24 protein-coding genes are annotated in these 25,526 nt (G+C 43.7%); all 24 read left to right on the forward strand.

Going from position 1 to position 25,526, the window contains the following annotated elements:
- Window positions 1-129: 129 nt before the first annotated feature.
- The 24 genes from AAV90_RS08775 to AAV90_RS08890 all read left to right on the forward strand — a co-directional run bounded on the left by AAV90_RS08775 (window position 130) and on the right by AAV90_RS08890 (window position 25,471).
- Window positions 130-570 (forward strand): hypothetical protein, encoded by a 441-nt coding sequence (locus AAV90_RS08775; RefSeq protein ID WP_046497908.1) that lies wholly within the window; start codon window positions 130-132, stop codon window positions 568-570.
- A 259-nt stretch (window positions 571-829) separates the two neighbouring features.
- Window positions 830-1,630 (forward strand): 4-hydroxy-tetrahydrodipicolinate reductase, encoded by an 801-nt coding sequence (gene dapB, locus AAV90_RS08780; RefSeq protein WP_076982631.1) that lies wholly within the window; start codon window positions 830-832, stop codon window positions 1,628-1,630.
- A 418-nt stretch (window positions 1,631-2,048) separates the two neighbouring features.
- Entirely contained in the window at window positions 2,049-2,963 is a 915-nt protein-coding gene (gene dpsA / locus AAV90_RS08785) for a dipicolinate synthase subunit DpsA (protein WP_046497911.1), read from the forward strand.
- 15 nt (window positions 2,964-2,978) lie between these two features.
- On the forward strand, window positions 2,979-3,578 hold the full coding sequence (locus AAV90_RS08790; protein ID WP_046497914.1) for a dipicolinate synthase subunit B: 600 nt from the start codon (window positions 2,979-2,981) through the stop codon (window positions 3,576-3,578).
- A gap of 134 nt (window positions 3,579-3,712) precedes the next feature.
- Window positions 3,713-4,672 (forward strand): aspartate-semialdehyde dehydrogenase, encoded by a 960-nt coding sequence (locus tag AAV90_RS08795; RefSeq protein ID WP_046498068.1) that lies wholly within the window; start codon window positions 3,713-3,715, stop codon window positions 4,670-4,672.
- A gap of 12 nt (window positions 4,673-4,684) precedes the next feature.
- Entirely contained in the window at window positions 4,685-5,914 is a 1,230-nt protein-coding gene (dapG, locus tag AAV90_RS08800) for an aspartate kinase (RefSeq protein WP_046497918.1), read from the forward strand.
- A gap of 16 nt (window positions 5,915-5,930) precedes the next feature.
- Window positions 5,931-6,806 (forward strand): 4-hydroxy-tetrahydrodipicolinate synthase, encoded by an 876-nt coding sequence (dapA, locus tag AAV90_RS08805; protein WP_046497921.1) that lies wholly within the window; start codon window positions 5,931-5,933, stop codon window positions 6,804-6,806.
- 230 nt (window positions 6,807-7,036) lie between these two features.
- A complete protein-coding gene (locus tag AAV90_RS08810) occupies window positions 7,037-8,698 on the forward strand; it encodes a ribonuclease J (RefSeq protein ID WP_046497924.1) in 1,662 nt (553 codons plus the stop codon).
- A 240-nt stretch (window positions 8,699-8,938) separates the two neighbouring features.
- Window positions 8,939-9,649, forward strand: coding sequence for a ClpP family protease (locus AAV90_RS08815; RefSeq protein WP_046498069.1), 711 nt, complete (start codon window positions 8,939-8,941; stop codon window positions 9,647-9,649).
- Window positions 9,646-9,861, forward strand: coding sequence for a YlzJ-like family protein (locus AAV90_RS08820; RefSeq protein ID WP_046497927.1), 216 nt, complete (start codon window positions 9,646-9,648; stop codon window positions 9,859-9,861). The genes AAV90_RS08815 and AAV90_RS08820 overlap by 4 nt, the downstream gene beginning before the upstream one ends.
- A gap of 446 nt (window positions 9,862-10,307) precedes the next feature.
- Window positions 10,308-12,563: an FtsK/SpoIIIE family DNA translocase gene (locus AAV90_RS08825; protein ID WP_052729703.1), complete on the forward strand. Its 2,256-nt coding sequence runs from the start codon at window positions 10,308-10,310 to the stop codon at window positions 12,561-12,563.
- 33 nt (window positions 12,564-12,596) lie between these two features.
- Window positions 12,597-13,571 (forward strand): winged helix-turn-helix transcriptional regulator, encoded by a 975-nt coding sequence (locus tag AAV90_RS08830; RefSeq protein ID WP_046497930.1) that lies wholly within the window; start codon window positions 12,597-12,599, stop codon window positions 13,569-13,571.
- A gap of 44 nt (window positions 13,572-13,615) precedes the next feature.
- Window positions 13,616-14,374, forward strand: coding sequence for a helix-turn-helix domain-containing protein (locus AAV90_RS08835; protein WP_046497933.1), 759 nt, complete (start codon window positions 13,616-13,618; stop codon window positions 14,372-14,374).
- Window positions 14,352-15,698, forward strand: coding sequence for a 30S ribosomal protein S12 methylthiotransferase RimO (gene rimO, locus AAV90_RS08840; protein ID WP_046497935.1), 1,347 nt, complete (start codon window positions 14,352-14,354; stop codon window positions 15,696-15,698). The genes AAV90_RS08835 and rimO overlap by 23 nt, the downstream gene beginning before the upstream one ends.
- Window positions 15,695-16,219, forward strand: coding sequence for a CDP-diacylglycerol--glycerol-3-phosphate 3-phosphatidyltransferase (gene pgsA, locus AAV90_RS08845; RefSeq protein WP_046497938.1), 525 nt, complete (start codon window positions 15,695-15,697; stop codon window positions 16,217-16,219). Before rimO ends, pgsA begins: the two co-directional genes overlap by 4 nt.
- Window positions 16,220-16,374: 155 nt before the next feature.
- On the forward strand, window positions 16,375-16,923 hold the full coding sequence (locus AAV90_RS08850; protein ID WP_046497941.1) for a hypothetical protein: 549 nt from the start codon (window positions 16,375-16,377) through the stop codon (window positions 16,921-16,923).
- A complete protein-coding gene (locus tag AAV90_RS08855) occupies window positions 16,920-18,407 on the forward strand; it encodes an AAA family ATPase (protein ID WP_046497943.1) in 1,488 nt (495 codons plus the stop codon). Before AAV90_RS08850 ends, AAV90_RS08855 begins: the two co-directional genes overlap by 4 nt.
- Window positions 18,408-18,581: 174 nt before the next feature.
- Entirely contained in the window at window positions 18,582-19,841 is a 1,260-nt protein-coding gene (locus tag AAV90_RS08860) for a competence/damage-inducible protein A (RefSeq protein WP_242847519.1), read from the forward strand.
- Between the two features lie 49 nt (window positions 19,842-19,890).
- Window positions 19,891-20,451: an RNA 2',3'-cyclic phosphodiesterase gene (thpR, locus tag AAV90_RS08865; protein WP_046497948.1), complete on the forward strand. Its 561-nt coding sequence runs from the start codon at window positions 19,891-19,893 to the stop codon at window positions 20,449-20,451.
- 71 nt (window positions 20,452-20,522) lie between these two features.
- Complete coding sequence (recA, locus tag AAV90_RS08870) at window positions 20,523-21,551, forward strand: recombinase RecA (protein WP_084691532.1); 1,029 nt, start codon at window positions 20,523-20,525, stop codon at window positions 21,549-21,551.
- A gap of 378 nt (window positions 21,552-21,929) precedes the next feature.
- Window positions 21,930-23,471: a ribonuclease Y gene (gene rny, locus AAV90_RS08875; RefSeq protein ID WP_046498075.1), complete on the forward strand. Its 1,542-nt coding sequence runs from the start codon at window positions 21,930-21,932 to the stop codon at window positions 23,469-23,471.
- A gap of 318 nt (window positions 23,472-23,789) precedes the next feature.
- On the forward strand, window positions 23,790-24,269 hold the full coding sequence (locus AAV90_RS08880) for a hypothetical protein (RefSeq protein ID WP_046497950.1): 480 nt from the start codon (window positions 23,790-23,792) through the stop codon (window positions 24,267-24,269).
- 17 nt (window positions 24,270-24,286) lie between these two features.
- Window positions 24,287-25,072, forward strand: a complete 786-nt coding sequence (locus AAV90_RS08885; RefSeq protein ID WP_076982632.1) for a TIGR00282 family metallophosphoesterase — start codon at window positions 24,287-24,289, stop codon at window positions 25,070-25,072.
- Between the two features lie 138 nt (window positions 25,073-25,210).
- Window positions 25,211-25,471, forward strand: a complete 261-nt coding sequence (locus tag AAV90_RS08890; protein ID WP_046497953.1) for a stage V sporulation protein S — start codon at window positions 25,211-25,213, stop codon at window positions 25,469-25,471.
- Window positions 25,472-25,526: the final 55 nt, after the last annotated feature.

Below are 25,526 nucleotides of genomic sequence, written 5' to 3' on the forward strand. Positions count from 1 at the left end.
TCGTTAAACGGCCCTTCAATTAGCGTTTGTTCAATTTACTTACAGCATTTGCGGTTATTTTTTTGTAGTGAATAAGATTTATTCAAGTACGGAAACTAAAGATACTATAAAAAGACGGGGGTCTGATGGTTGTATCGGGTAAAGAGCACTTATTGGGGCGATATCCTCCAGGAGATAATATATGCTGAAAACACAAAGCGTCTAATTTGCCAGGAACTTCTCCTGGTTAAAGATGATGATCTGCGCAAAAAACTGGTCTATGATTTTCTTTGCAGTGATCTGGATAAACATGAAATTCTAGCCCAGGCTACCGTGATGGCGATAGACATAAACGAGGACTTTTTCCTGAAACGTCTGGAAAAGTTTTATCGACACTGTGAGGGCGGGGATTTATTATACAAAATTAACAACGAAATTATACGCACTCAATTGTATATGGATATTATTGAAAAAGCCCAGGATAAAAAAGAATCAATAAGCTTTATAGAACGCAGGCTGATCAAGGAAATAATTAAGTATGTGATGATCCAGGCTCGCTACTACAATAAGTTTAAGACCGACCGTCTTTAACTTCCAATTCAATTCCCCGCTAATCTGCAAATATGCAATAATTAGATAAATAGAAAACCGCGAGGCTGACCTTTATATTTTTAAAGGTTATCCTTTATTTTTATTAACCTCTATGGTGGGCGGGCACAACCTTATTATTTGCCGCGAGGTAACATAGTTGGTACCCGAAGGGCGCATGGAGCTGGTACTAGAGCAATTTCTTGACTGAAAGCTAAAAATATATAAAACTATTTCATAGGAATAATAGGGAGGTCTAGCTGTGTCTGAAAAAATCAAGGTAATAGTTTCTGGAGCGCTTGGGAAAATGGGAATGGAAACGGCCCGAGCAGTACATAATGATCCCGAGTTGGAATTGGTCGGCCTGGTGGATATTCGAGCTCGCGGCGAGGTGTTTGGTGATATTGCCGGAAATAAGGAAATATCCTTAACTATTCATAACGATCTGGATAAAATGATTGAAATGACCCGTCCGGATGTGATGGTTGATTTTACAAATCCGCAGGCTGTTTATAATAATACCAGAACAGCTCTTAAACAGAAAATAACTTCTATCGTGGGAACAACTGGCCTTAACGAAGTGGAATTGAGGCAATTAGAAAAACTGGCCCTGGATAAGCAGGTGGGTGTGGCGGTAATACCCAACTTTGCTTTGGGAGCAGTATTGATGATGAAGCTGGCTCAGGAGGCTGCCCAATACTTCCCGGATGTCGAGATTATTGAATTGCACCATGATCAAAAACTGGATGCACCTTCCGGTACGGCAATTAAAACCGCGGAAATGATTACTGCCAACCGCCAGCCTATTCCGGCACGAAACTCTCGTGAATTCGAGAAGATATCCGGAGCCCGGGGTGGTGAAATAAATGGCATTCGGGTTCACAGTGTAAGATTACCCGGCCTTATTGCCCACCAGGAAGTAATCTTCGGAGGAGTCGGCCAGAGTTTAAGAATCCGCCATGATTCTTTCGACCGGGTGGGTTTTATGCCTGGAGTTATAATGAGCATAAAAAAAATGATAACCACCACCGGGCTCGTCTACGGCCTCGAAAATCTTTTGTAAACTTGGTGAATTAATGGATACAGATAACACAGATTTAACGGATTTTCACAGATTATCTTTATTAACCCCCATACCCGCAGGACACAACCACCTATGAAAATGGTGGCGCGATTCGGACGGGGAAGCTTTGCTTCCCGCCGGAAGATAAAGCTTGCGCTACATAGGAGCGACCAAAGTTAGCCCCTACAAATTGACGATTCCTTTGAGTATTCGATTATGCTGCTAATAGCGTTTTATTAATTAAAAATAATCTGCATAAATCTATAAAATCTGTGTCCATTAATATTTTGGAGTGAGTCAAGGGAAACCGCCCCTTGGCTCTTTTTTACTTTCTTAAGACAGGCACCACTTTTGTTAGCAATACATATATTGCTATTAAATTCGCTTACATAAGCGGATAACCAGAGGGGGGTTAGTTTTGAGTTCAGTACTTTCGGGGACAAAAATTGCGGTATTAGGAGGCGATGATCGGGAACTGATTCTAGTGTCCGAACTTGTGCGTATGGGAGCAACAGTTGTGGTTGCCGGATTCCCCCGTGAACGGGTTGGGCATGGAGCGTTTGTAGTCAACAATATTGAAGATGCTTGCAAGGAAGCCGAAGTAGCTATCCTGCCTCTGCCGGGAACAAGTATGGAGGGTGTAATTAGGGCGGTTTATTCTGATCAGGAACTGAAACTTACCGAAAAAGCTGTTGCTAATCTGGCTTCTAACGCCTTGATTATTATTGGTTCTGCCCGTCAATTTTTAAAGGATTGGGCCAAGAAGCGAGGGGTGACCCTCCTGGAAATAGCTGAAATTGATGCGGTCGCTATTTTAAACTCCATACCCACCGCTGAAGGGGCTATTCAAATAGCTATGGAAGAAACCCCTTCCACCATTCATGGCAGCAAGACGTGTGTAATCGGTTTTGGCCGAGTCGGTATAACCCTGGCCAGAACTTTAAAAGCCTTGGGATCAGACGTAACCGTTGTGGCTCGCGATGAGGGACAATTAGCCCGTGCCTATGAAATGGGCTGCAGAAGAGCCGGTTTTGATGATTTGCATGAGATCATGAATTATTCCAGTATCGTATTCAATACCGTACCGGAAATGGTACTGCCCCGCAGCATCTTAAAGTATGCCAACCCGGAAATTCTAATAATAGATTTGGCTGCCCAACCTGGAGGGACTGACTTTGAAGCGGCCAATGCTTATGGCTTGAAGGCGATTTTAGCCCCTGGTTTGCCAGGTAAAGTAGCCCCGGTTTTTGCAGGAAAAATACTGGCGGAAGTCATTCCTGACCTGGTCATAAAGGAGCTTACAAAACCCGACAAGAATATGCTTTACGGCTAGCAGGGAGGTGACATCATGCAGGAGGCAAGATTAAAGGACATTAAAATAGGAGTAGTACTAACAGGTTCCCACTGCACAATTTGCGACACCTTGCCACAGATTGAGAAATTAATCGCCGAGGGTGCAGAAGTATTTTCAATAATATCCTTTTCCGTTAATAAAGTGGATAACCGTTTCTATAAGGTAGATGATTTAAAAACCAAGCTCAGACAGATTACAAATAAACCGATAATTAATTCCATTGTCGGGGCAGAACCGATTGGACCCGAAAAAATGTTGGATATTATAGTAGTTGCACCTGCAACCGGCAATACTATAGCCAAACTAGCCAATGGGATTGTGGATACTCCGGCTTTAATGGCTATAAAAGCGCATCTGCGTAATCAAAGACCAGTCGTCATTGCCATCTCTACCAATGATGCCTTAGGTATTAACGCCAAAAATATTGGTTTATTGTTAAATATGAAGAATATTTACTTCGTACCTTTTCGGCAGGATGACCCCCACAATAAAGCCAATTCTGTTGTCGCCAACCTGGAACAGATCGCTGATACCATCATATTTGCTTTGCAAGGAAAACAGGTTCAGCCACTCTTGCTCGGCCCTGCCCAATAATTGTGGTACATCTTGTTAATATGATAAAATACTATTTATATTAAAAACCCCATCTATGTGGGCAGGAGGTAATAATCTTGAGTGCAGGTATTCGATTGGCGATTGTAGGTGCCACTGGTGCGGTAGGTCAGGAGATGCTAAAAATTCTCGAGGAGAGAAATTTTGCTATAGAGGAACTTATCTGTCTGGCTGATCCACGGGAGGCCGGAACAAAACTAAAGTTTAAAGGTGAAACTGTTACTGTGCAAAGTGCCGGACCAGAACATTTTAAGAAGTCCGATGTGGCTATGTTTGCGGTAGGAACCGATATAGCCAAAGAAATGGCCGGGACGGCTCTGAAAAATGACTGTGTAGTGATCGACAACAGTTATGCTTTTCGCCTGCAGGAGGATGTTCCTTTAGTCGTTCCAGAAGTAAACCCGGAGGATATCGATTGGCATAAAGGCATCATAGCCAACCCTAACTGTTCCACCATCATTATGGTAGTTGCCATTAATCCAATTTATAAGGCGGCAGGGTTAAAAAGGGTTGTAGTATCTACGTACCAGGCGGTATCTGGAGCGGGTAAAGCTGGACTGGAGGAATTAGAGAAGCATAGTCGTGATTATTTGGAAGGCAGGGAAGTATCCCCTGAAGTTTTTGCCTATCCTATTGCGTTTAATCTGATTCCACATATTGATGTTTTTGTGGAGGATGATTACACTCGTGAAGAAATGAAAATGGTATGGGAAGCCCGCAAAATTATGCATGCTCCGCATTTGCAGATTTCACCTACAGCGGTGCGGGTACCGGTTTTTAGAAGTCACTCTGAATCAATAAATCTGGAGACGGAAAAACCAATAACGCCAGAACTTGCCCGCCAGATATTAGAAAAATCTCCCGGGGTTGTGGTACAGGATAATCCAGCTGAAAATACCTACCCCATGCCTCTTTTTACGGCCGGCACCGATGAGGTTTATGTAGGCCGTATACGCAAGGATATCTCTGTGGAAAATGGTTTGGCAATATGGGTGGCAGCCGATCAAATCAGAAAAGGCGCAGCCACCAATGCTGTTCAAATTGCTGAAATTCTGGCAGCGAAAAACCAATATTAGGAGAGTGCCAGTTTGAAAATTATTGTTCAGAAATATGGCGGAACCTCGTTGGCCACACCTGAACTAAGATCAAGGGTATGTGATATTATTGCTGCTCATCGCCAGGAAGAAACCGCCCTGGTAGTAGTAGTTTCAGCGATGGGCAGAGAAAAAGAAGCCTATGCTACGGATACGTTTATCAATTTAATAAAGGAGTCTAACCCCGATCCACCCTTGCGGGAAATGGATATACTCGTGTCCTGCGGTGAAACCATATCGGGTGTACTGCTGACCAGCCATCTGTGTGCCCGGGGTATTAAGGCGAAATTTCTAAGCGGTGAACAGGCTGGTATTATTACCGATAGCAATTATGGCAATGCCCACATTCTCTATGTAAATCCGCAGCACCTCTTAGAATGTTTAAGTGCTGGTATGGTAGTTGTGGTGGCTGGCTTTCAAGGTATATCTGAACAGGGTGAAAGAACCACCCTGGGCAGAGGCGGTAGTGATACTACTGCTTCCGCCCTGGGGGTGGCTTTGGATGCAGAATATATAGATATTTTTACGGATGTAGAAGGGATAATGACGGCTGATCCCAGAATTGTCGGTAATGCCCGCTTGTTAGATGCTGTCACCTACAACGAGATTTGTCAACTGGCCCGGGAAGGGGCCAAGGTCGTTCATCCGCGGGCGATTGAGATAGCCATGCAAAAGAGCATTCCCCTGCGGGTCAGGTCAACCTTTACTGATTCAGTGGGAACTATCGTTGCCAATCAGAATCCCGTTTGGGATAATCGGGCCAGGATAATTGCCGATCGTTTAATTACGGGCATAACATATACTTCCAACATAGCCCAGATCAAGATTAGCATCGACAGCCATTTAGAACCAAGAGGGATTGATTTAAAAATATTCAAATCCCTGGCTCAAGCTGATATCAGTGTGGATTTTATTACCGTTCAGCCGGAAGCTATTCGTTTTACAGTTAATAACGAACTGGCACAGAAAACGAAAGAAGTGCTAAAAAAACTTGACCTTTCTTTTGATATTGAATTAAACTGTGCCAAAGTAGCTATAGTGGGAGCAGCGATGACTGGTATACCGGGGGTGATGTCCAAAGTAGTTGAGGCATTGAGCGAAAACGATATATCTATATTGCAATCGGGAGACTCCTACACAAACATTTGGTGTTTGGTAAATAGCAAGGATATGGAAAAAGCGGTTCAAGCTTTGCATGATAAGTTTGAACTTGGCAACAAATAAATGAAGGTGGGGAAAAATGTCTAATTTTAAAATGTTTACTGCCATGATAACTCCATATGATCAGGATTTAAAGGTGAATTATGATAAAGCTGCTGAAATAGCCAAATACCTTATCGATCATGATAGTGATGGTCTGGTAGTCAGCGGTACTACGGGAGAATCACCGGTATTGAGCATGGCGGAAAAAATTCAGCTGTTTACTACCGTAAAACAAACTGTGGGTTCGGGTGTAGAAGTTTGGGGCGGAACCGGAACCTACAGTACCCAGTCCTCCATTGAACTCAGCCAGCAAGCTGAAAAAGCAGGCGTAGATGGCGTGTTGTTGGTTAATCCCTATTACAATAAGCCTTCCCAGGAAGGTATGTACCAGCATTTTAAAGCCATAGCTGAAAGCCTGTCCATTCCGGTTATGCTGTATAATATACCCGGACGTACCGGGATAAACCTTTTGCCGCAGACGGTAGCTAGGCTGGCAGAAATTGAGAATATCGTGGCTATTAAGGAAGCCAGCGGCAGTATGGATCAGGTATCGGAATTAAGAAATTTGCTGGGCGATAAAATCGACATTTATGCGGGGGATGATTCCTTGACCCTGCCAATGTTGGCTTTGGGCGGCAAAGGCGTAGTTAGCATTGCTTCTCACTTGGTCGGCAAAGATATTAAGCAGATGCTTAATGCCTTTGCGGATGGAAATTATGAATTGGCGGCGCGTATCCACAGTTACCTTTTCCCCATGTTTAAAGGCCTTTTTATAGCAACTAATCCGGTGCCGGTAAAAGAAGCGTTAAACATCAGAGGTATGCAGGTAGGAGGGTTCAGGCTACCCCTTTGCAGCCCCAGCGAAGAAGAAATTGGGTTTATCCAAAATTTATTAAAAAAGTATAATTTGTAACCGACCAGGTAAAAATACATAGCAGGCACAGCAGGGACAGTTTTTGGGATTTTACCGGTAAATTAGTGGTAAAATGTCGAAAATCGTCCCTGCTGTCACTTTATCGTATACAAACAATGACAAAACATTATGTTTGTAATCCCCAATAGATATGGGATATAATATTGCCAGCGGTAATGTGCGGATTATACGAACGCTAATATATAACAAATGAATAAGGAGGTGTTTGAGTGTCAGATGACGCAAGGTTGCAGATCATTCCTCTGGGCGGCTTGGGGGAGATCGGCAAGAACATGATGGCAATCAAATACCAGGAAACCATTATTGTTATCGATGCCGGGCTTATGTTTCCGGAAGATGAACTGCTGGGCATTGATGTGGTGATTCCTGATATTTCTTACCTGGTTGAAAACCAGGATAAAGTTAAGGCCATTTTATTGACTCATGGGCACGAAGATCACGTGGGCGCACTGCCTTATGTTTTAAGGGAGATAAATCCACCGGTTTATGGAAGCAAACTGACCATGGGAATCGTTGAAGGAAAAGTAAAGGAACACAATCTCGATAATCTGCAGTTAAACACAGTAAGACCCCGCGACAAAGTGACCATAGGTCCTTTTGAAGTCGAATTTATTCGGGTCAGTCATAGTATTCCTGATTGCATGGGGTTGGCAATTCACACTCCACTGGGTATTATTTTTCATACCGGTGATTTTAAACTTGATCAGACCCCTATCGATGGCCAGGTGATTGATTTTCGTAAGATGGCTGAGCTAGGTGAAAAAGGTGTACTGGTCATGCTCAGCGACAGTACCAATGCGGATCGACCTGGTTTTACCATGTCAGAGCGAGTCGTCGGACATACCTTTGATGAAGTTTTTGGACAATGCGAAGGAAGGATAATAGTTACAACGTTTGCATCCAATATTCATCGCATCCAGCAGGTCATTCACACTGCGGAAAAATATGGCCGTAAAGTGGCTGTGATTGGCAGAAGTATGATTAATAATGTGAAAATATCCATGCAATTGGGGTATTTGGATATGCCGGAAGGAATCCTGATTGAAATGGAGGAAATCGGCAACTACTCTGCCGATAAAATTGTCATTGTAACGACTGGGTCACAGGGCGAACCTATGTCGGCCCTTACCCGTATGGCGACTGCGGATCATCGCTGGGTAGGTATTGAGCCGGATGATACCGTAATTATATCCGCTACCCCTATTCCCGGAAACGAGAAATTGGTATCTAGAACCGTAGATCTGCTTTTCAAACAGGGTGCGGAGGTTATTTATGACCGTAGTGCCGGGGTGCATGTTTCCGGACATGCCTCTCAGGAAGAATTAAAAATAGTCTTAAACCTGATAAAACCCAAGTATTTCATTCCGGTACACGGTGAATATCGACACCTGATTAAACATGCCCAACTGGCTGAAAGTTTAGGTATTCCACACTCCCGGATCTTTGTAGCAGAAAACGGTCAGATTATCGAAATCGGCAAAAAGAAAGCCAGTATTACAGGCAAAGTAACGGCCGGCAAAGTTCTGGTGGACGGGCTGGGGGTAGGAGATGTTGGCAACATTGTCCTGCGGGATCGCAAGCAGTTGTCTCAGGACGGAATAATGATCGTAGTCGTAACAATTAACAAGGAAAATGGGGAAGTAATGGCCGGCCCGGATATAGTTACCCGCGGTTTTGTTTACGTGCGTGAATCCGAAGAATTAATTGAAAACGCAAAAAGCAAAGTCAAAGAAGCACTAGATGTATGTTACCGCAAGAACATTACCGAATGGGCCGTAATAAAATCGCAGGTAAGAGATAAACTGGGTAAACATTTGTATGAAAAAACCGGCCGCCGCCCGATGATTTTACCGATTATCATGGAAGTATAATTGCCGCGCAGGAAAATCAGACGCAGTTATATGCCGCTTAAATTTGATTTGCGTTGATTTTTCCTCGACTAAAAAAACGGTTGAGAGTATGGACGACCCTGTAAGGTTAAGCCATACTCTCAATTTTTTTATAAAAAAATAGACGCGGATAACGCATCACCTCATCCCAAAAACCTGCGCATGTTTTGTGGGCGAGCGGGCAAATTAAGCTTATGAAATTGTATTTTGAAAGGGGTTAGTATTTTGAATGAACAGCCCAATCCCAACAATCCCCAGGTAAGCGAGGAAAATCATAAGCTGGAGAATATTAAGGAACTGGGGCAGATAGAAATCCCAAATTATAAAAGCGATATCCATTGCCTGACGATTGCCGGACAGGTGGAAGGACATCTGGTTTTGCCACCACAGAATAAAGCTACCCGTTATGAACATGTCATACCCCAATTGGTAGCCGTGGAAGAAAATCCTCAGATCAAGGGACTGTTAATAGTATTAAATACCGTTGGCGGGGATGTGGAAGCGGGTCTGGCATTGTCCGAAATGGTCGCCAGCTTATCCAAACCTACGGTATCTCTAGTATTGGGGGGAGGCCATTCTATCGGGACGGCTATTGCGGTCAGTGCTGATTATTCATTTATTGCCCCTTCGGCCACCATGACTATCCATCCCATAAGATTAACCGGATTGGTCATAGGAGTTCCCCAGACCTATGAATACCTGAATAAAATGCAGGATCGGGTAGTAAAATTTGTGGTGGAACACTCGCATATAAGTGAAGAATCTTTTCGGGATATGATGTTTCAAACTAAAGATCTGGCACAGGATATTGGAACGGTTTTAGTCGGCCGGGATGCTGTGGAGTGCGGTTTAATAGATGGTGTCGGAGGTCTGCAGCAATGCATAGAAAAAATACGCTTAATGATAGATAATCCCGAGGGGGTATGGCAATGATATACTACAGTCCAGTACCGTTGGAACTCATACAAAGTACCGATCCTGCCAAAATAATCAGCATACCTATTCCGTCAGGCGGATATATCAGGGCAGAGGCGGTTGATTACAACCGCATAAGGGTGCTGGAACTGGTCAGCACTGATCCAATGGATTACCTGGACGAAGGCCTTCAGCCCGGCCGAATAGTTTCCCTTAAACCGAGCTTGTAAATTAAAAAATAGAAATAAGGAGCGGATCACGCGGATTCACTAGGTTTTAATAGACACAGATTACACAGATAAGACAGATTTACACTGATTATATCTTTAATTAATAAAACGCTATCTGCAGCATCATCGCATATGCTTAAAAAATCCAGTTAAATTTATACGGCACGACCTTTGGCTGTTCAGATATAACGCAACCATTTTCATTTGTGGTCGTTACCTGCGGGTATGGGTGATTAATAGATTAAACAAAGCAGAAACAGGTTCTTAATCAGAACCTGTTTCTGCATTCCATCAAGACACGATTATTAAAAAAGGAAGCATACAGAACGTCCCTAAGATTTAAATTAATTTCCCGGCGGAGAAGGAATCGGGTTACCGACAATCGAAACATATGCTAATGTATATGTATATAAGGAAAAAACTGATTGGAAGGTAATTTGCATAGTATGACCAACCCCAAAAAAAAGATTTCGTCTTCCCAAAAGAAAAAGCCGACAGCAGTCAGGAATGCCCCACCTCCGAAGGAAAAATGGGCCTTAAGAGAAGAAGTTCTTTCAGTAGTTTTTTTTATGCTGGCCGTGTTTCTATTTGTCAGTATCAGGAATTTTCAAGGCATTCCTGAAGACCGGCAATTTATTGGTCTCATCGGCACACAGCTTATGATAGCTTTGCAGTTGGTATTCGGCCGGGCAGCGCTTCTCGTATCGATCTTTTTGCTTTTCTGGTCCATTCATTTAGGTGTCTTAAAAAAAATATGGTCTATTCGTATGTGGGGCCTGAGCTTGCTGATGCTGGCTATAATGATTGGGATGAGTCTATATAATATTCCTCTCGGTATTGATTCCTGGGAAGCTGGTTTAAAAGGTATGGGCGGCGGGGTTATAGGCGGTGGCGCAGCTTATGTGCTGGTGCGTCTGGTAGGTCAACTGGGAACCTCGATATTGCTTGTCTTATTTACGATCATATCTTTAATTATGATGCTGAATAAGCCTATTGCTGAGATATCCCGGCTGGTTTTTAATCTTGCCAAGCGTTTAAAAAAAATGCTAAACGAACTGATGTTTTATGAAGAACCGGGGATTACTGAACCACCAACTGCTGCTACCAAAAGCGAACCTCTTATTATTCACCCGCCGGTAAATACTGTGGCCGAACCTGAAGAAATACCATATGTCGCTCCTAAACCGCAGGTCGTTACCCCGCTTAAACCAAAGTTGGACGAACCCCAAGAAGGGCCTAAAAAAGAAGGCCCGGAGATTGTTTTCCTGGGCAAGGAAGAACCTTTTGAATATCGGAAACCGACCCTGGATATGCTGGGCGATCTGGGGAGTGAACGTATTATTGACAAGAAGAATATCAAAGAGAGTATTTCGATTCTGGAGGATACCTTTGCCAGTTTTGGCGTAAGTGTCAAAGTCAACCAGGTTAGTTGTGGCCCGGCTGTTACTCGTTATGAATTGACTCCGGCTCCGGGAGTCAAGATAAGCCGAATTATCAGCCTTACAGATGACCTGCAGCTTAACCTGGCTGCTCCGGGCATCCGCATGGAAGCTCCCATACCAGGGAAGTCTGCTATTGGAATTGAGGTGCCCAATGCCAAGATAACCAGTGTGGGACTGCGCAGTTTGATTGGTTCAGCCCAATTTAGCAAATTAAACAGCCCACTGGCCGTAGCTCTGGGGGAAGATATTGCCGGCAACGCAATTGTAGCCAGATTAAGCGATATGCCGCACCTTTTAATTGCCGGCTCAACCGGATCCGGCAAAAGTGTTTGCTTAAACAGTATCATAATGAGCTTTTTATATAATGCTACTCCCGATGAACTGAAGCTGGTATTTATCGATCCTAAAATGGTTGAACTGACTGTCTATAACGGTATTCCGCATCTTCTTACCCCGGTCGTAACTGACCCTAAAAAGGCTTCCGTTATTCTGCGCTGGATGACAACGGAAATGGAAAAACGTTATAAAACATTTGCTAATAAAGGTGTTCGGGATATTTATCGATATAATCAAACAGTTGAAGAAAATATGCCTTTTATAGTTATCATAATTGATGAACTGGCTGATTTGATGATGGTCTCGCCTATGGAAGTTGAAGACTCTATCTGTAGATTGGCCCAGATGGCACGGGCAGCCGGTATTCATCTTATTGTGGCTACCCAGCGTCCCTCGGTTGATGTCGTCACCGGTATCATTAAGGCTAACATACCTTCGCGAATTGCCTTTGCGGTTTCTTCGCAGGCTGATTCGCGAACTATTTTGGATATGGGCGGTGCTGAAAAACTCTTGGGTAAAGGAGATATGCTGTTCTTCCCGGTTGGAGCAGTAAAACCCTACCGAGTGCAGGGGGCCTTTGTATCAGATAGCGATATTGATAAGACCGTTGGTTTCATCAAATCCCAACTGCCTTTAAATGAGGCGGAAAGGCTTCAGGAACTGGAGCTTAATCTGGATGATATGCCTATTGATGCCGATGATGAAATGTTTTGGGAGGCTGTAAAGATATTTGTAGATAGTCAGAAAGCATCGGTTTCTTTATTGCAAAGAAAGTTGCGGGTGGGTTACGCCCGAGCTGCTCGCCTGGTAGATGCCATGGAAGAAAGAGGTCTGGTTTCAGAAATAGACAGTAACAAAAAACGGGAAATACTAATCGATGCAGAACAACTTGAAAAAATATATCCACAAAGCAAGATCTTCTAAAATATGGCAAAATAAAATGGGAGGAAGCCAAAAATGAAGCTTACCTCAAGAGAACAGGAAATTGCCGAAGTTTTGTTCAAAGAACCGTTGATTTCTCAGGATGAGCTGGCGGAGCGCTTTGGAATCAGCCGGTCATCTGTGGCAGTTCATATATCAAATTTAATGAAAAAGGGTATTATATTAGGTAAGGGCTATGTCTTTAACAAAAAAGCATCCTTGGTAGTCATCGGTGAAGTTTTGCTTAGAATCGATGTGGAAAATCCCTTGACTAATCAGCGAATTGATATTGAGTATAGTGGTTTTTCGGTTGAAGTAAGCCGCTCCCTGGCTAGTTTTGGAATGAATCCTAAACTTCTTACGGTGATTGGCAACGATGAACCGGGCAATCTAATCCTGGAGGAATTAAAAGAACAGGACGTAGATATAAGTAATGTAGTCAGGGATCTTAATAGACGTACCTCCAGAAAGATATATATTGATGATGTAATGCAATATGCGGAAAGCATACCTGATGAAATATTTGTGGCTGCGGTTATGTCGCGAGAATGGGTGATATTAAACTGCGATTGGCTTTTGGTGGAAGCGCAGTATCAGGAGCTGATAAATGAAGAACTTTTCGTTAAGGAAGAACGAGCTATTAATTTTTGTACTTGTTGTTTTGTCGATGATAATGTGCCAGAGTTTTTAAGTCATTATTCACTGGTCGTATTGGGGGTTGAAGGCTTTAAACAATTGGAGCACATTACCCAGTCAGCTTTGAAGCTGGTGCAAGCAGGAACGCAAACATGTATAATAACTGATGGTAGCACTATGATTTTGCACCTTAATAATCAAGGGAGCAATGATTATACATTACCTCCCAATCAAAGTTTTGATAGTAATAAGGATCTGCACCTGTTTTTGGCAGGTCTGGTTTATGGTTTATCATGCGGTTATCCAATTAGGCAAGCCATAAGGATTGGTATTGGCAATGCCTGCAGGCAGGAGGCTGGCAACGGATCACCATAAAACTGGCTGGATATGTTAATGATGCAGGTTAGGGGTTGATTTAAATGGCCGAATTCGGAAAAAAATTACGTGAAGCCAGGGAACAGCAGGGTTTTTCCATCGAAGATGTGGAGGAAGAAACCAAAATACGCAAGCTGTATATTAAAGCCCTGGAGGATGAAGAGTTTTCGGTTCTCCCTCCTCTGGTATATGCCAACGGATTTGTGAAAAGCTATGCGTCTTTTCTGAATCTGAACCCAGAGGAACTCAGCGGGGAATTTAAAGAGTTGGTTATGCAACATGAAGATTTTGAGGAACTGCCGCCTATGCCGGTGACCCCACCGCCCAAAGAGCCATTGATGAATAAGATGCCGGTGCGAAATATTTTCCTGGCAGCGGTTTTTCTGATCGTGGCAATCTGGGCGGGTAATTTCCTGGTGACTTATTTTACCGGTGATACTGACCAACCTGATGTTAATAAACCGCCGGTGGAAGAAAACCGGGTTGAACCCCCTCGCCAGGGGGAAAATTCAACACCGGCTCCCGTACCTCCGTCGGTAATTGATGAATTTAAATTGACTGTAAAGATCAAACCGCAGCAGAAATCCTGGATACTAATAAAGGCCGATGGTCAGGAGGTATATCAGGGCATATTGACGGAAAACCAGGAACAGTCTTTTACTGCCAAAGATTTGCTTTATATTAAAGCCGGCAACGCGGGAGCGGTCGAAATTTATATAAATGAAAAACTCCAAGAACCACTAGGAGGGGTCGGGGAAGTTTGGGAGAAGGAATTTAAGAATGACGATTACCGAAAACAGTAGGTGGCAGATCGGTTTTATTAGTCTAGGATGTGCCAAAAACCAAGTTGATACCGAAATTATGATTGGCAAATTAAAGCAAGCCGGTTACAAAATTACCAGTCACATAGAAAGTGCCAATATCATTATTATTAATACCTGTGGTTTTATTGAAGATGCGCGTGAGGAAGCGATAAATACAATCATTCAAACCGGGGAAAGGAAGGAAACCGGACAATTAAAATACTTAATAGCTGCAGGTTGTCTGGCCCAAAGATATGGGCGGGAACTGCTGGATGAGATGCCGGAATTGGACGGAGTAGTAGGTATCTCATCCTTTATACTTATTGATCGGATCATTTCGTCTGTTGTTCAGGGTGAACGAATTTGCCAGGTGGAAAAACCTCCGCAGATATTTATAGAAAAAGGTCCTCGAGTTCTCACCACACCCCCGGGTTCAGCCTATTTAAAAATAACCGAAGGTTGCAATAACCGGTGTGCTTACTGTGCTATACCTCAAATCAGAGGTCAGTTAAGATCCCGCCCCCAGGAGGAATTGCTAAAGGAAGCCGAGGAACTCGTTAAAAAAGGTACTAAGGAGCTGGTCTTAATTGGGCAGGATACCGCGTTGTATGCAAAAGATCTGGCAAAGGGAGATAATCTAAGCAGCCTGATTGAAAAGCTGAGTACTATAGATGGTCTTAAATGGATACGTTTGATGTATCTGCACCCGGCGCATATTGATCGGCAATTAATCGAAGCCATAGTACAGGCGCCCAAGGTTTTGCCTTATCTGGATATTCCTGTTCAACATGCGGCAGACCCAGTATTAAAGGCAATGAATCGCCAACACGTAAGTTCCGACCTGACCCGCCTAGTTAATCGGCTGAAAGAAGCGATACCTGATCTGGTGCTTAGAACTACGGTTATGTTGGGATTTCCCGGTGAAACGGAGGAGGATTTCGCTGAACTGTTTGGTTTTGTGGCGGAAACTGAATTTGACTGGCTGGGTGCCTTTGCGTTTACACCGGAGGAAGGCACCTTGGCATATGACTTGCCTAACCAGATACCGGATGAGGTTAAACAGGAACGCCTGGATGCCATTATGAAACTGCAAAAGAGCATTACCCGCCAAAAGAACAAACAACGTCTGCAACAAAATTATGACGTTCTTATATCATCGCGGTTATCCCCAAATTTATATATGGGCAGGGCTTATTTTCAGGCTCCCCAGGTTGATGGGGTTACTATTGTCAGGAGTGAACACCGTCTGCACAAAGGGGAATTTGTCAAGGTGAACCTCAAAGCTATTCGCGACTATGATGTGATTGGGGAGTCAATTGAATGAACGTACCAAACAGTTTAACCCTTTTGAGGATTATTCTTATCCCGGTATTTGTGGTGGTAATCGGAATTAGTATTCCATATGGAGATTTAATGGCCGCCATTATCTTTATTGTGGCAGCTTTAACGGATAGCCTGGATGGTTATCTGGCCCGCAAATACAAGCAGGTCACCAAATTAGGTATTATTTTAGACCCTTTAGCTGACAAACTGCTTATAACGGCTGCTTTGATTTGTCTGGTGGAATTAGGCAGGTTATCCGGCTGGATTGCTATTGTTATATTAGGCCGTGAATTTGCGGTGTCGGGACTGCGCGCCGTTAAGGCTGAGGAAGGCATTGTTATTCCGGCCAGCAAACTGGGCAAGCTTAAAACCATATCTCAGGTTCTGGCAGTAATATTGATTATCCTGGAAAATGTTGTTACCCCTTTTAAAGGAGTCGGAATGTGGGCCATGTATATTGCGGTTGTCATTACGGTTGTCTCCGGTGTTGACTATTTCTATAAATTTAAAGTTGCCTCTTGAGTTGGCAATCTTTAGGGGCAGTTGAGGGGCAAATGCCTGCAACTGCCCCTTTGTCATGAAAGCAGTTCCTCTTATATGCTGATTTACCAATAATTAAGGTATCGGGGATGGTTCTGGGACTGTGCTATAATAGGTTTGGAAAAGGCGGGACGTGTATGAATATAGGAAGAACCAAGATTATAACCATATTGATTGCCCTGGGGGCTACCCTAGGTCTGCTCATATTTGTGCAGCATTACTATGCCCAAAGCTTTATTGAACGTCCGGTTAGAGAGGCACTCCACAAATTGGAGTTTGTCGATACCGTTACGGTTAACAAGCAAGACAGTGTTTACAAAATCACGATTAAAATCAAACAGCCCGGCAATATTCAATATGAATACACACAAGCAGATAAGACCATTAAGGATCATATAAGGGGCAAACAATATCAGTTACAGCTAACCGACAAGCGCAATAAAAAACTAAATGATGAACTGGATTATCTGGAATTAAGTATCTATGAGGCGATGGCTAAAAACAATTATCTCTGGCTGGATGAAATCTTTCGCGAGACTGCCGGCCGCGATCATTTTACTTATAAGCTGTTTATAGATGAGCAAAGGCTTTATGTTCAATTGGTTGACCAAAATCATTTTTTATACGAAGTTATTGAGCGTAGCATTCCCGCTCCAGAAACAGGCAAAGGAGAGAAACAGATGTGAGGGAAATCCTAGCAGGCGCAGCGATTGCGGTTCTGGTTTTTTTAGGCATAAATGGCATCAATGTAACCCCGTTTATTATTGTGGCAATCTTAATAGGCTTTATGATTTATTTTATGCATGGACAGGGAAATATTAAGATAGGCAGTTATGGGGCCGGAACCAGTCGGCCCAGTTCATTAAATTTTGAGGAAATCGGCGGACAAGATTCGGCTATCAATGAACTCAAGGAAGCCCTGCAGTTTATATTAAAACCCGAAGCCATAGATCATATGGGGATACGCCCGTTAAAGGGTATCTTGCTGGTCGGCCCTCCCGGTACGGGTAAAACCCTTTTGGCCAGGGCGGCAGCCAATTATACCAGCTCAGCTTTCATTTCCGCTTCGGGCAGCCAGTTTATTGAAATGTATGCCGGTGTCGGAGCTAAAAGAATCAGGCAGATATTCAGCGATGCACGTAATAAGGCCAAGAAGCAAAATAAAAAAAGTGCGATTATTTTTATTGATGAATTGGAAGTACTGGGGGCTAAAAGGGGCAGCCACAGTGGTCACATGGAATACGATCAGACCTTGAATCAATTGCTGGTGGAAATGGATGGGATTGCTCAGTATGAAAACCCCAGGATTCTGCTTATCGGTGCTACCAATCGGGCTGATTTGCTGGATCCGGCTTTAATGAGACCAGGACGGTTTGACCGTCAGGTAGCCGTGGAATTGCCGGATAGATTCGGAAGATCTAAAATACTGGCCATTCATACCCGCAACAAGCCGCTGGATAAATCTGTGAATCTGGATGAAATATCCCGGGCCACCTTTGGCTTTTCAGGAGCGCATTTGGAAAGCCTGGCCAATGAAGCAGCCATCTTTGCGATGCGTGAAGATTCCCCTACTATTCAGGCCCAGCATTTTCGGGAAGCCATAGATAAGGTTATGCTGGGCGAAAAAGCGGATCGCCGACCATCCCTAAACGAAATGGAGAGGGTCAGCGTACATGAAAGTGGACATGCCCTGGTAAGTGAATTGGTGGAAACTGGTTCAGTGGCATCTTTGACGATTGTTCCCCGCGGCAAGGCCTTGGGATTTATGCGCAAATCGCCGCAGGATGACCAATACCTTTATACACACGAAGAACTGGAATGTCAGATAATGATTACCCTGGCTGGTGCTTTGGCCGAAGAAATACGTTTTGGCAGCAAAAGTACCGGAGCCCGCAATGATTTTCAACAGGCCTGGGATATAGCTCAGGAGATGGTTAGCAGCGGATTGTCACCGCTGGGGGTAGTATCGAGCGACAACCTGCCGCCAGAAGTTTTTTACGGTGAGTGCAAGAGGATTATCGATGGTGCTGAACAAAAGACTAGCAGCTTATTGACTGAGAATCAGGATCTTTTGTATCAACTGGCAGATTTGCTGATTCAGGAAGAAAGTTTGGATCGGCAACGCTTTAAAGAAATCATTTATACTTTTAACCATGAACAGGCAGTGTAACCAAAAGGGCCGCATCTTAAAAGCGGCCCTTTTGGTATATCAAATATTTGATAAGAAAATCTATTTTCAAATAAATCCGGTATCAACTCTTTAAAGAAGGTCTATGCTAAGCTTGTAAATGGGGTATTATATTGGTAGGAAATGTCTTGGCATAAAAAGATAGGAGAGATACGCTTGCAGAAGGTTTTCTTGATATCAACCGGTACCGAGCTGTTGCTGGGTAATACCCAGGACAGCAATTCGGTATTCCTCTCCCGTGAGTTGGGCGATATGGGGTTGCGGGTTACCGGGAAAGCAACCGTTGGCGACAGTAAAACTCAAATTCAAAAGGCCTTTTTATATGGTCTTGATTTAGCTGATATAGTCATCTCGTCAGGAGGGTTGGGCCCAACTTTTGATGACCTGACCAAGACAGTCGCCAGTGAGGTCATGGGGTGTAAACTGGAACTGCGCAGTGAAGAAGAGGCGCGCCTGCGTGAATACTTCTCACGCAATCAGCGCAAAATGCCGGAGATAAACATAAAACAAGCCATGTTCCCTCCCGAAGCTGAGGTGCTGAAAAATAGTCGAGGTTCAGCTCCAGGTATGTATCTGGCTAAAAACAACAAGCTGATTATTCTCCTGCCTGGGCCGCCGCATGAAATGCAGGTAATGTTTAAAAACGAAGTAAAACCCCGACTGGAAAGGGATTATGCCGTTTACATGCAGCGGGTGGTCAGAAGGACTATAAAGGTATTGGGGCCAGGGGAATCGAGGGTTGAGGAGTTACTGGGGGAATTGATGACGGATACCCATGGCTGCTCCATGGCTTTACTGGCAACCGATGGGGAAATCCATATTAAGCTCACGGCGGAAGGTAAGGATGAAATAGCCAGCCAGAAGATTTTAGATGAACTTACTGAAGCGATTAAAGGCAAACTGGCTAGACATATTTTTGCTTATGATGATGAGACCCTGCCGCAACGTGTTGCAGGGTTGCTTAAAGAGCAAGGCAAGCAATTGGCTGTGGCTGAATCTTGTACCGGCGGGATGCTGGGCAGTTTTATAACTGATATTCCCGGAAGTTCAGAGTATTTTTGGGGTGGGGCTATTACTTACAGTAATGCCGCCAAAATCAAAATATTGGGGGTTTCGCCTGCTACCTTGGAAGAACATGGGGCGGTTAGCAGACAGACAGCGGCAGAGATGGCTCAGGGTATTCGGCAGGTCTCAGGTGCGGATCTGGGCTTATCGATAACCGGTATTGCTGGGCCGGACGGAGGCAGCGAAGCAAAACCGGTGGGGCTGGTGTATATCGGTCTGGCCAGCGCAGATGACTGTCAGGTAAAAGAATTAAGATATGTAGGGCCTCGGGATGCCATCCGTAAATTGACGACCCGCTCGGCCTTGGATATACTGCGCCGTCACCTGGAGGGTATTGCCATCAGGCTATAAATAGCTTATTATTTGCGTGTCTCTAACTTATTTGGGGAGGAGTGTAATTTTGAGAGCCTTTGTAGCTATTCCGGTGCCGGATGATATAAAGCAGTTTGCGCGTATGCTGCGCAATGAGTTAGGCCGGGCCAGACCGGATGTCAAGTGGGTGGAATACCAAAATTATCATATCACGCTTAAATTCCTGGGAGAGGTCGAGGATAAACAGTTGCCTGAATTAAAAAGAAATCTAAGGCTGGCCGGAGATTCTTCACCTCCCTTAAATCTATCTGCCGGCGGAATCGGGTTTTTTCCTAACCGGATGCGGCCCCGGGTAATATGGTTGGGGATTAATGGTGAGTTGGACAAGGCGGATTTCTTAGGCGACCGGGTAGATGCCTATCTTAGTTCAATGGATTTTGAACCTGAAAGGAAGCGCAGTTTTCATCTTACCTTAGGACGGGTTCGCTCTGAGACGGGCTGGAAGGAAATGCTGAAGGTACTGGATAAAATACCACAGAAGGATAAAATGCGCAGTTTTAGGATTCAACATTTTGAATTGATGAAGAGCACCCTTAGTCCTGCTGGGCCTGTTTATACGGTTCTGGAAACATTTACCTTAAACGGATAAATATCATTGACAGGGTCTTTGGCGCTGGTTATCATTTAATAAAGCGAACGCATGTTTGAGGAGGGTTTATTTTGGACAATAATGACATTAACCAGGGTAAGGCTGAGGCCCTGAATGTTGCTATAACAAATATCGAAAAGGCATATGGCAAAGGAGCCATAATGAAACTCGGTGAAGCCAGTATCATGAATGTTGAAGTAATATCTACGGGTTGCATCTCCTTGGATCTGGCGATGGGCGTAGGGGGGTTGCCCCGGGGCAGGATTATTGAGGTTTTCGGTCCGGAATCTTCCGGTAAGACTACGGTCGCCCTGCACGTTATAGCTCAGGCTCAAAGTGAAGGCGGAATGGCTGCATTTATTGACGCGGAACATGCCCTGGATCCTTTATATGCTAAAAAGCTTGGTGTTGATATTAACAACCTGTTGGTCGCACAACCTGACAATGGAGAACAGGCTTTGGAAATAACAGAGGCCTTGGTGCGCAGTGGGGCCGTTGATGTAGTGGTTATCGACTCGGTTGCTGCTCTGGTTCCTAAGGCTGAACTGGACGGTGATATGGGCGATGTTCATGTTGGCTTGCAAGCTCGCTTAATGTCGCAGGCCTTAAGGAAACTGACGGCTCATATCGGCAAATCAAATAGCTGTGTCATTTTTATTAACCAAGTTAGGGAAAAAGTGGGCATATCCTATGGAAATCCCGAAGTCACTACCGGTGGGCGGGCTTTAAAATTCTATTCGTCCCTGCGCATGGAAGTTCGCAAAGGTGAAGCTATCAAGATGGGCAATGAACTAATCGGCAACCGTACCAAGGTAAAGGTGGTTAAAAACAAAGTGGCCCCACCATTTAAGTCGGTAGAATTTGATATCATGTATGGTACCGGTATTTCCCGGGAAGGTGACCTGCTGGATGTAGCCAGCGATTTAGGCATTGTTCAAAAGAGTGGATCCTGGTATTCCTATAATGGTGAACGCATGGGGCAGGGTCGGGAAAATGCCAAGGAGTATCTGAAGAACAATCCCGAGATAGTCCAGACTATCCAAGGAATGATCAAAGATACAGTATTTCCCAAGGTCACAAACGATACAGACGATGCTTGACACTATTTTGCAAACTAACTAAAATTTAAATAAGGCTCTTGGAAGGGGTCTCACTTTTTTGAACTTGACCATATAGACACTTATTTTATATATATATATTTTATCCCCAGGTAATGTGGAAGGCCCGGTCGGTTTACCGGAGCCTAATAAATATAGAGTGTATATTTGTCGTCTTATAAGGTTAAGGTGGGATGTATAGTTCTCACTGACTTAATATACAGTGCTGACTCATTTATCTGAGGTGGCAGTATGATTATTTCAGGGGAAGAATACAGGAGAAGTGAGCGTCTTCTTAAAAGCCGAGTGAAAACTCGGCTTTTCTATGTACAGACTTAGTTAGTCAAATAAAATATCTAATCAAAAAAGGAGGTGAAAAATATAGATACAATTTGGAGTTTTATAATTGTTACCTTATCATTAGCAGTAGGTGTTGTAGCAGGCTATTATGCTAGAAAAGTAATCGCGGAAAGTAAAATAGGGGCAGCTGAAGAAGAGGCTGCCAAAACTATAGAGGAAGCAAACAAGGAAGCTGAAACAAGGAAAAAAGAGCTGCTTGTAGAAGCTAAAGATGAAATTCATCGCAATCGTCAGGAATTCGAAAAAGATCTGCGGGAAAGACGCAGGGAACTGGATCGCCTGGAAAGGCGGGTTCTGCAAAAAGAAGAACTGATTGAAAAAAAGTCTGAGAACATCGAAAAAAAGGAACAGAGTCTGGCAGAAAAAGAAAAGGATATAGATAAAACCCAGCAGGACTTGCAGTTGATAGTTACCCAGCAGCTCAAAGAACTGGAGCGTCTATCAGGTTTGAGTTCTGAAGAAGCCAAGGATTTGCTGCTATATAACGTTGAACAGCAGATTCGTCAGGAAACGGCTTTGATGATAAGAACACTGGAAGCTGAAGCTAAAGAAGAAGCGGACAAAAGAGCAAAAAACCTTGTCTCCTTGGCAATACAGCGCTGCGCTGCTGACGTTGTTTCCGAAACTACTGTCTCAGTCGTAGCTTTGCCTAATGATGAAATGAAGGGCCGCATAATTGGACGAGAAGGTCGTAATATTCGTACCTTTGAAACCCTTACCGGGGTTGATCTGATTATCGATGATACACCCGAAGCCGTTATCCTCTCTTCGTTTGATCCTATACGTCGGGAAACAGCCCGTATGGCATTGGAACACCTGGTCTCGGACGGTCGTATTCATCCAGCTAGAATAGAGGAAATGGTGGAAAAGGCCAAAAAAGAAATCGATCAGGAACTCAGGGAAGTCGGTGAACAGGCTGCTTTTGAGGTGGGTGTGCATGGTCTGCATCCTGAACTTATTAAACTTCTGGGGCGACTAAAATACCGCACCAGTTACGGACAAAACGTTCTCAAACATTCGGTTGAGGTAGCTCACCTGGCAGGTGTTATGGCGGCAGAACTGGATGTGGACGTTATGCTTTCTAAGCGTGCTGGATTGCTACACGATATTGGCAAATCAGTTGACCACGAAATCTCAGGGCCACATGTGGAGATTGGGGTTGACCTGGCTAAAAAATATCGCGAGAGCAAGGAGGTTATTCACGGTATTGAGGCACATCATGGGGATGTTGAGCCGCAAACGATCGAAGCTGTACTGGTACAAGCTGCGGATGCTATTTCCGCTTCCCGGCCCGGTGCCAGAAGGGAAACCCTGGAGGCCTACATTAAACGGCTGGAGAAGCTGGAAAACCTGGCCGATTCCTTTGCTGGCGTAGACCGTTCTTACGCGATTCAAGCCGGCCGAGAAATAAGAATAATCGTCAAACCCGAGGAAATAGATGACTTAGAGTCAATAAACCTGGTCAAGGACATAGCGCGCAAGGTCGAGCAGGAACTTGATTACCCAGGACAAATCAAGGTTATGGTAATCAGGGAAACCCGTTCGGTGGAGTTCGCCAAGTAGGAGGCCGGGTCAATTTAGTAATACAGGATAAGGTAAAAAAGGCCGCCCTTGAAACGTACTTAAAAACGTTTCAAAGCGGCCTTTTAGTTTCGTGTAAATGGATGCGGATTACGCAGATCGACGCTTTTCCTCATGTCTTACCCCTGGCTTTAAATTGCAGTGGGAATTTTTAGTTATATGGGTTGTGAATAATGTGGGTTTTTAGGCGCTGGTTTGTTAATCTGTATTAAAATACCACCGCAAACAGGCAGGAGTTAGCGTCTTGGCTGCAGAAAGATTAACGAAATGATTATAATTTCAACAAGGGAAGATGACTTAATGATTTCAGATTCAGGAATAAATGCTGCTATATCAGCATTTATACGCCATTCAGAACTCGGCTCCATAAAATACGTCAGCAAAGATAATAAAATATCAATGGAAATAATTATAAAGGGGTATATTGAAGATAAACAAAAGCAACAATTTATCCATAAGACTTATGAAGCATTAAACCTGTTTTACCAATTGCAGCAAATTAAAACAGACCATCTGCAGATAAAATTTATTGCATATGCTGATATTTCCATAATTACTTTAATTCGTGATGACCGGTCGCTTTGTGAAGAAGAAATAGATCTTTTTGTTACCTTAACGGAGATGGAATTTTCCGCGCGATTATTGAATGACGAGAATGAGGCGGTTTCATACCAAGACATACAACAAGCGGTAATAGACAATATAAAATATAAAATTAGACCCGATCAAAAGGTTATTGCGTATCGAGATCAAGGCAAAATGTTTATTTTCAACCAATAGATGGAGGCAAATTAAATTTGAATATACTTATCATAGGTGATATTGTTGGCAAACCGGGCCGCGCTATTTTAAAAGCCATGCTGTCTAAAATACAAAGGGAAAATGATATCTCATTTACCATTGCCAATGCTGAAAATGCGGCTGGTGGGAGAGGTTTGACCCAGGAGATTAAAGATGATCTTATTGGGATGGGTATAGATGTACTTACCATGGGTAATCATGTCTGGGACAACAAAAATATCTTTAATTTTATTGACGATGAACCTCGCCTGATTAGGCCAATCAATTATCCGGGCGATTGCCCCGGTCAAGGGATGCATATTTATAAAGCCGGCTTTAATAAAAATATTGCCGTCATTAATGCGAGTGGTCGCGTTTATATGCCTGCTTTGGATTGTCCCTTTCAAACGATTAATGAGGTAGTCAATGATATAAAAGATCAGGTGGATTTTATCATAGTCGATTTCCATGCGGAAGCGACCTCGGAAAAAATGGCATTGGCCCATTATCTGGATGGCAGGGTTACGGTCTTAGTAGGTACCCATACCCATATACAAACCGCCGATGAAAGAATACTCCCCCAAGGAACAGCTTATATAACCGATCTTGGCATGACCGGACCGGTTGATTCAATCCTGGGTATGGCCAAAGGGCCTATAATAGATAAATTCTTAAACGCCCGACCCGCTCGTTTTGAAGTTGCAACTGGACCTGCACAGATGCAGGGAGTCGTTTTGCAATTGGATGAGGAAAACAATAAAGCCACCCATATAGAAAGGTTTTCATATTACTTGGGCGATTAAGACACAGGAAATTATATCCAAAATTGTTCGGGTAAAAGAAGGAATTACTGAAACTTATTAGAATATACTTCTATAAAGAGCAACCTATTTGATAAATTGCTTGATCATTTATTTTTATTTATTGAGGGAGGTTATTTCATGGAAGTATTGAAGGTTTCAGCTAAATCAAGTCCGAATTCGGTTGCAGGAGCATTGGCTGGCGTGTTACGCGAAAAGGGGGCAGCGGAAATACAGGCTATAGGTGCTGGTGCAATTAATCAGGCGGTAAAGGCAATAGCCATTGCCCGCGGCTTTGTGGCTCCCAGTGGTATGGATTTAATTTGTATCCCGGCATTTACGGATATTATAATTGATGGCGAGGAAAGGACTGCTATTAAGCTTATTATTGAACCTAGATAGATACGCGTTGCATAATTATAAGTATAATATATATAAAACCTGCTATATCAGCAGG

It is taken from the genome of Syntrophomonas zehnderi OL-4, from assembly GCF_000983115.1.
Lineage (GTDB): Bacteria > Bacillota > Syntrophomonadia > Syntrophomonadales > Syntrophomonadaceae > Syntrophomonas_B > Syntrophomonas_B zehnderi.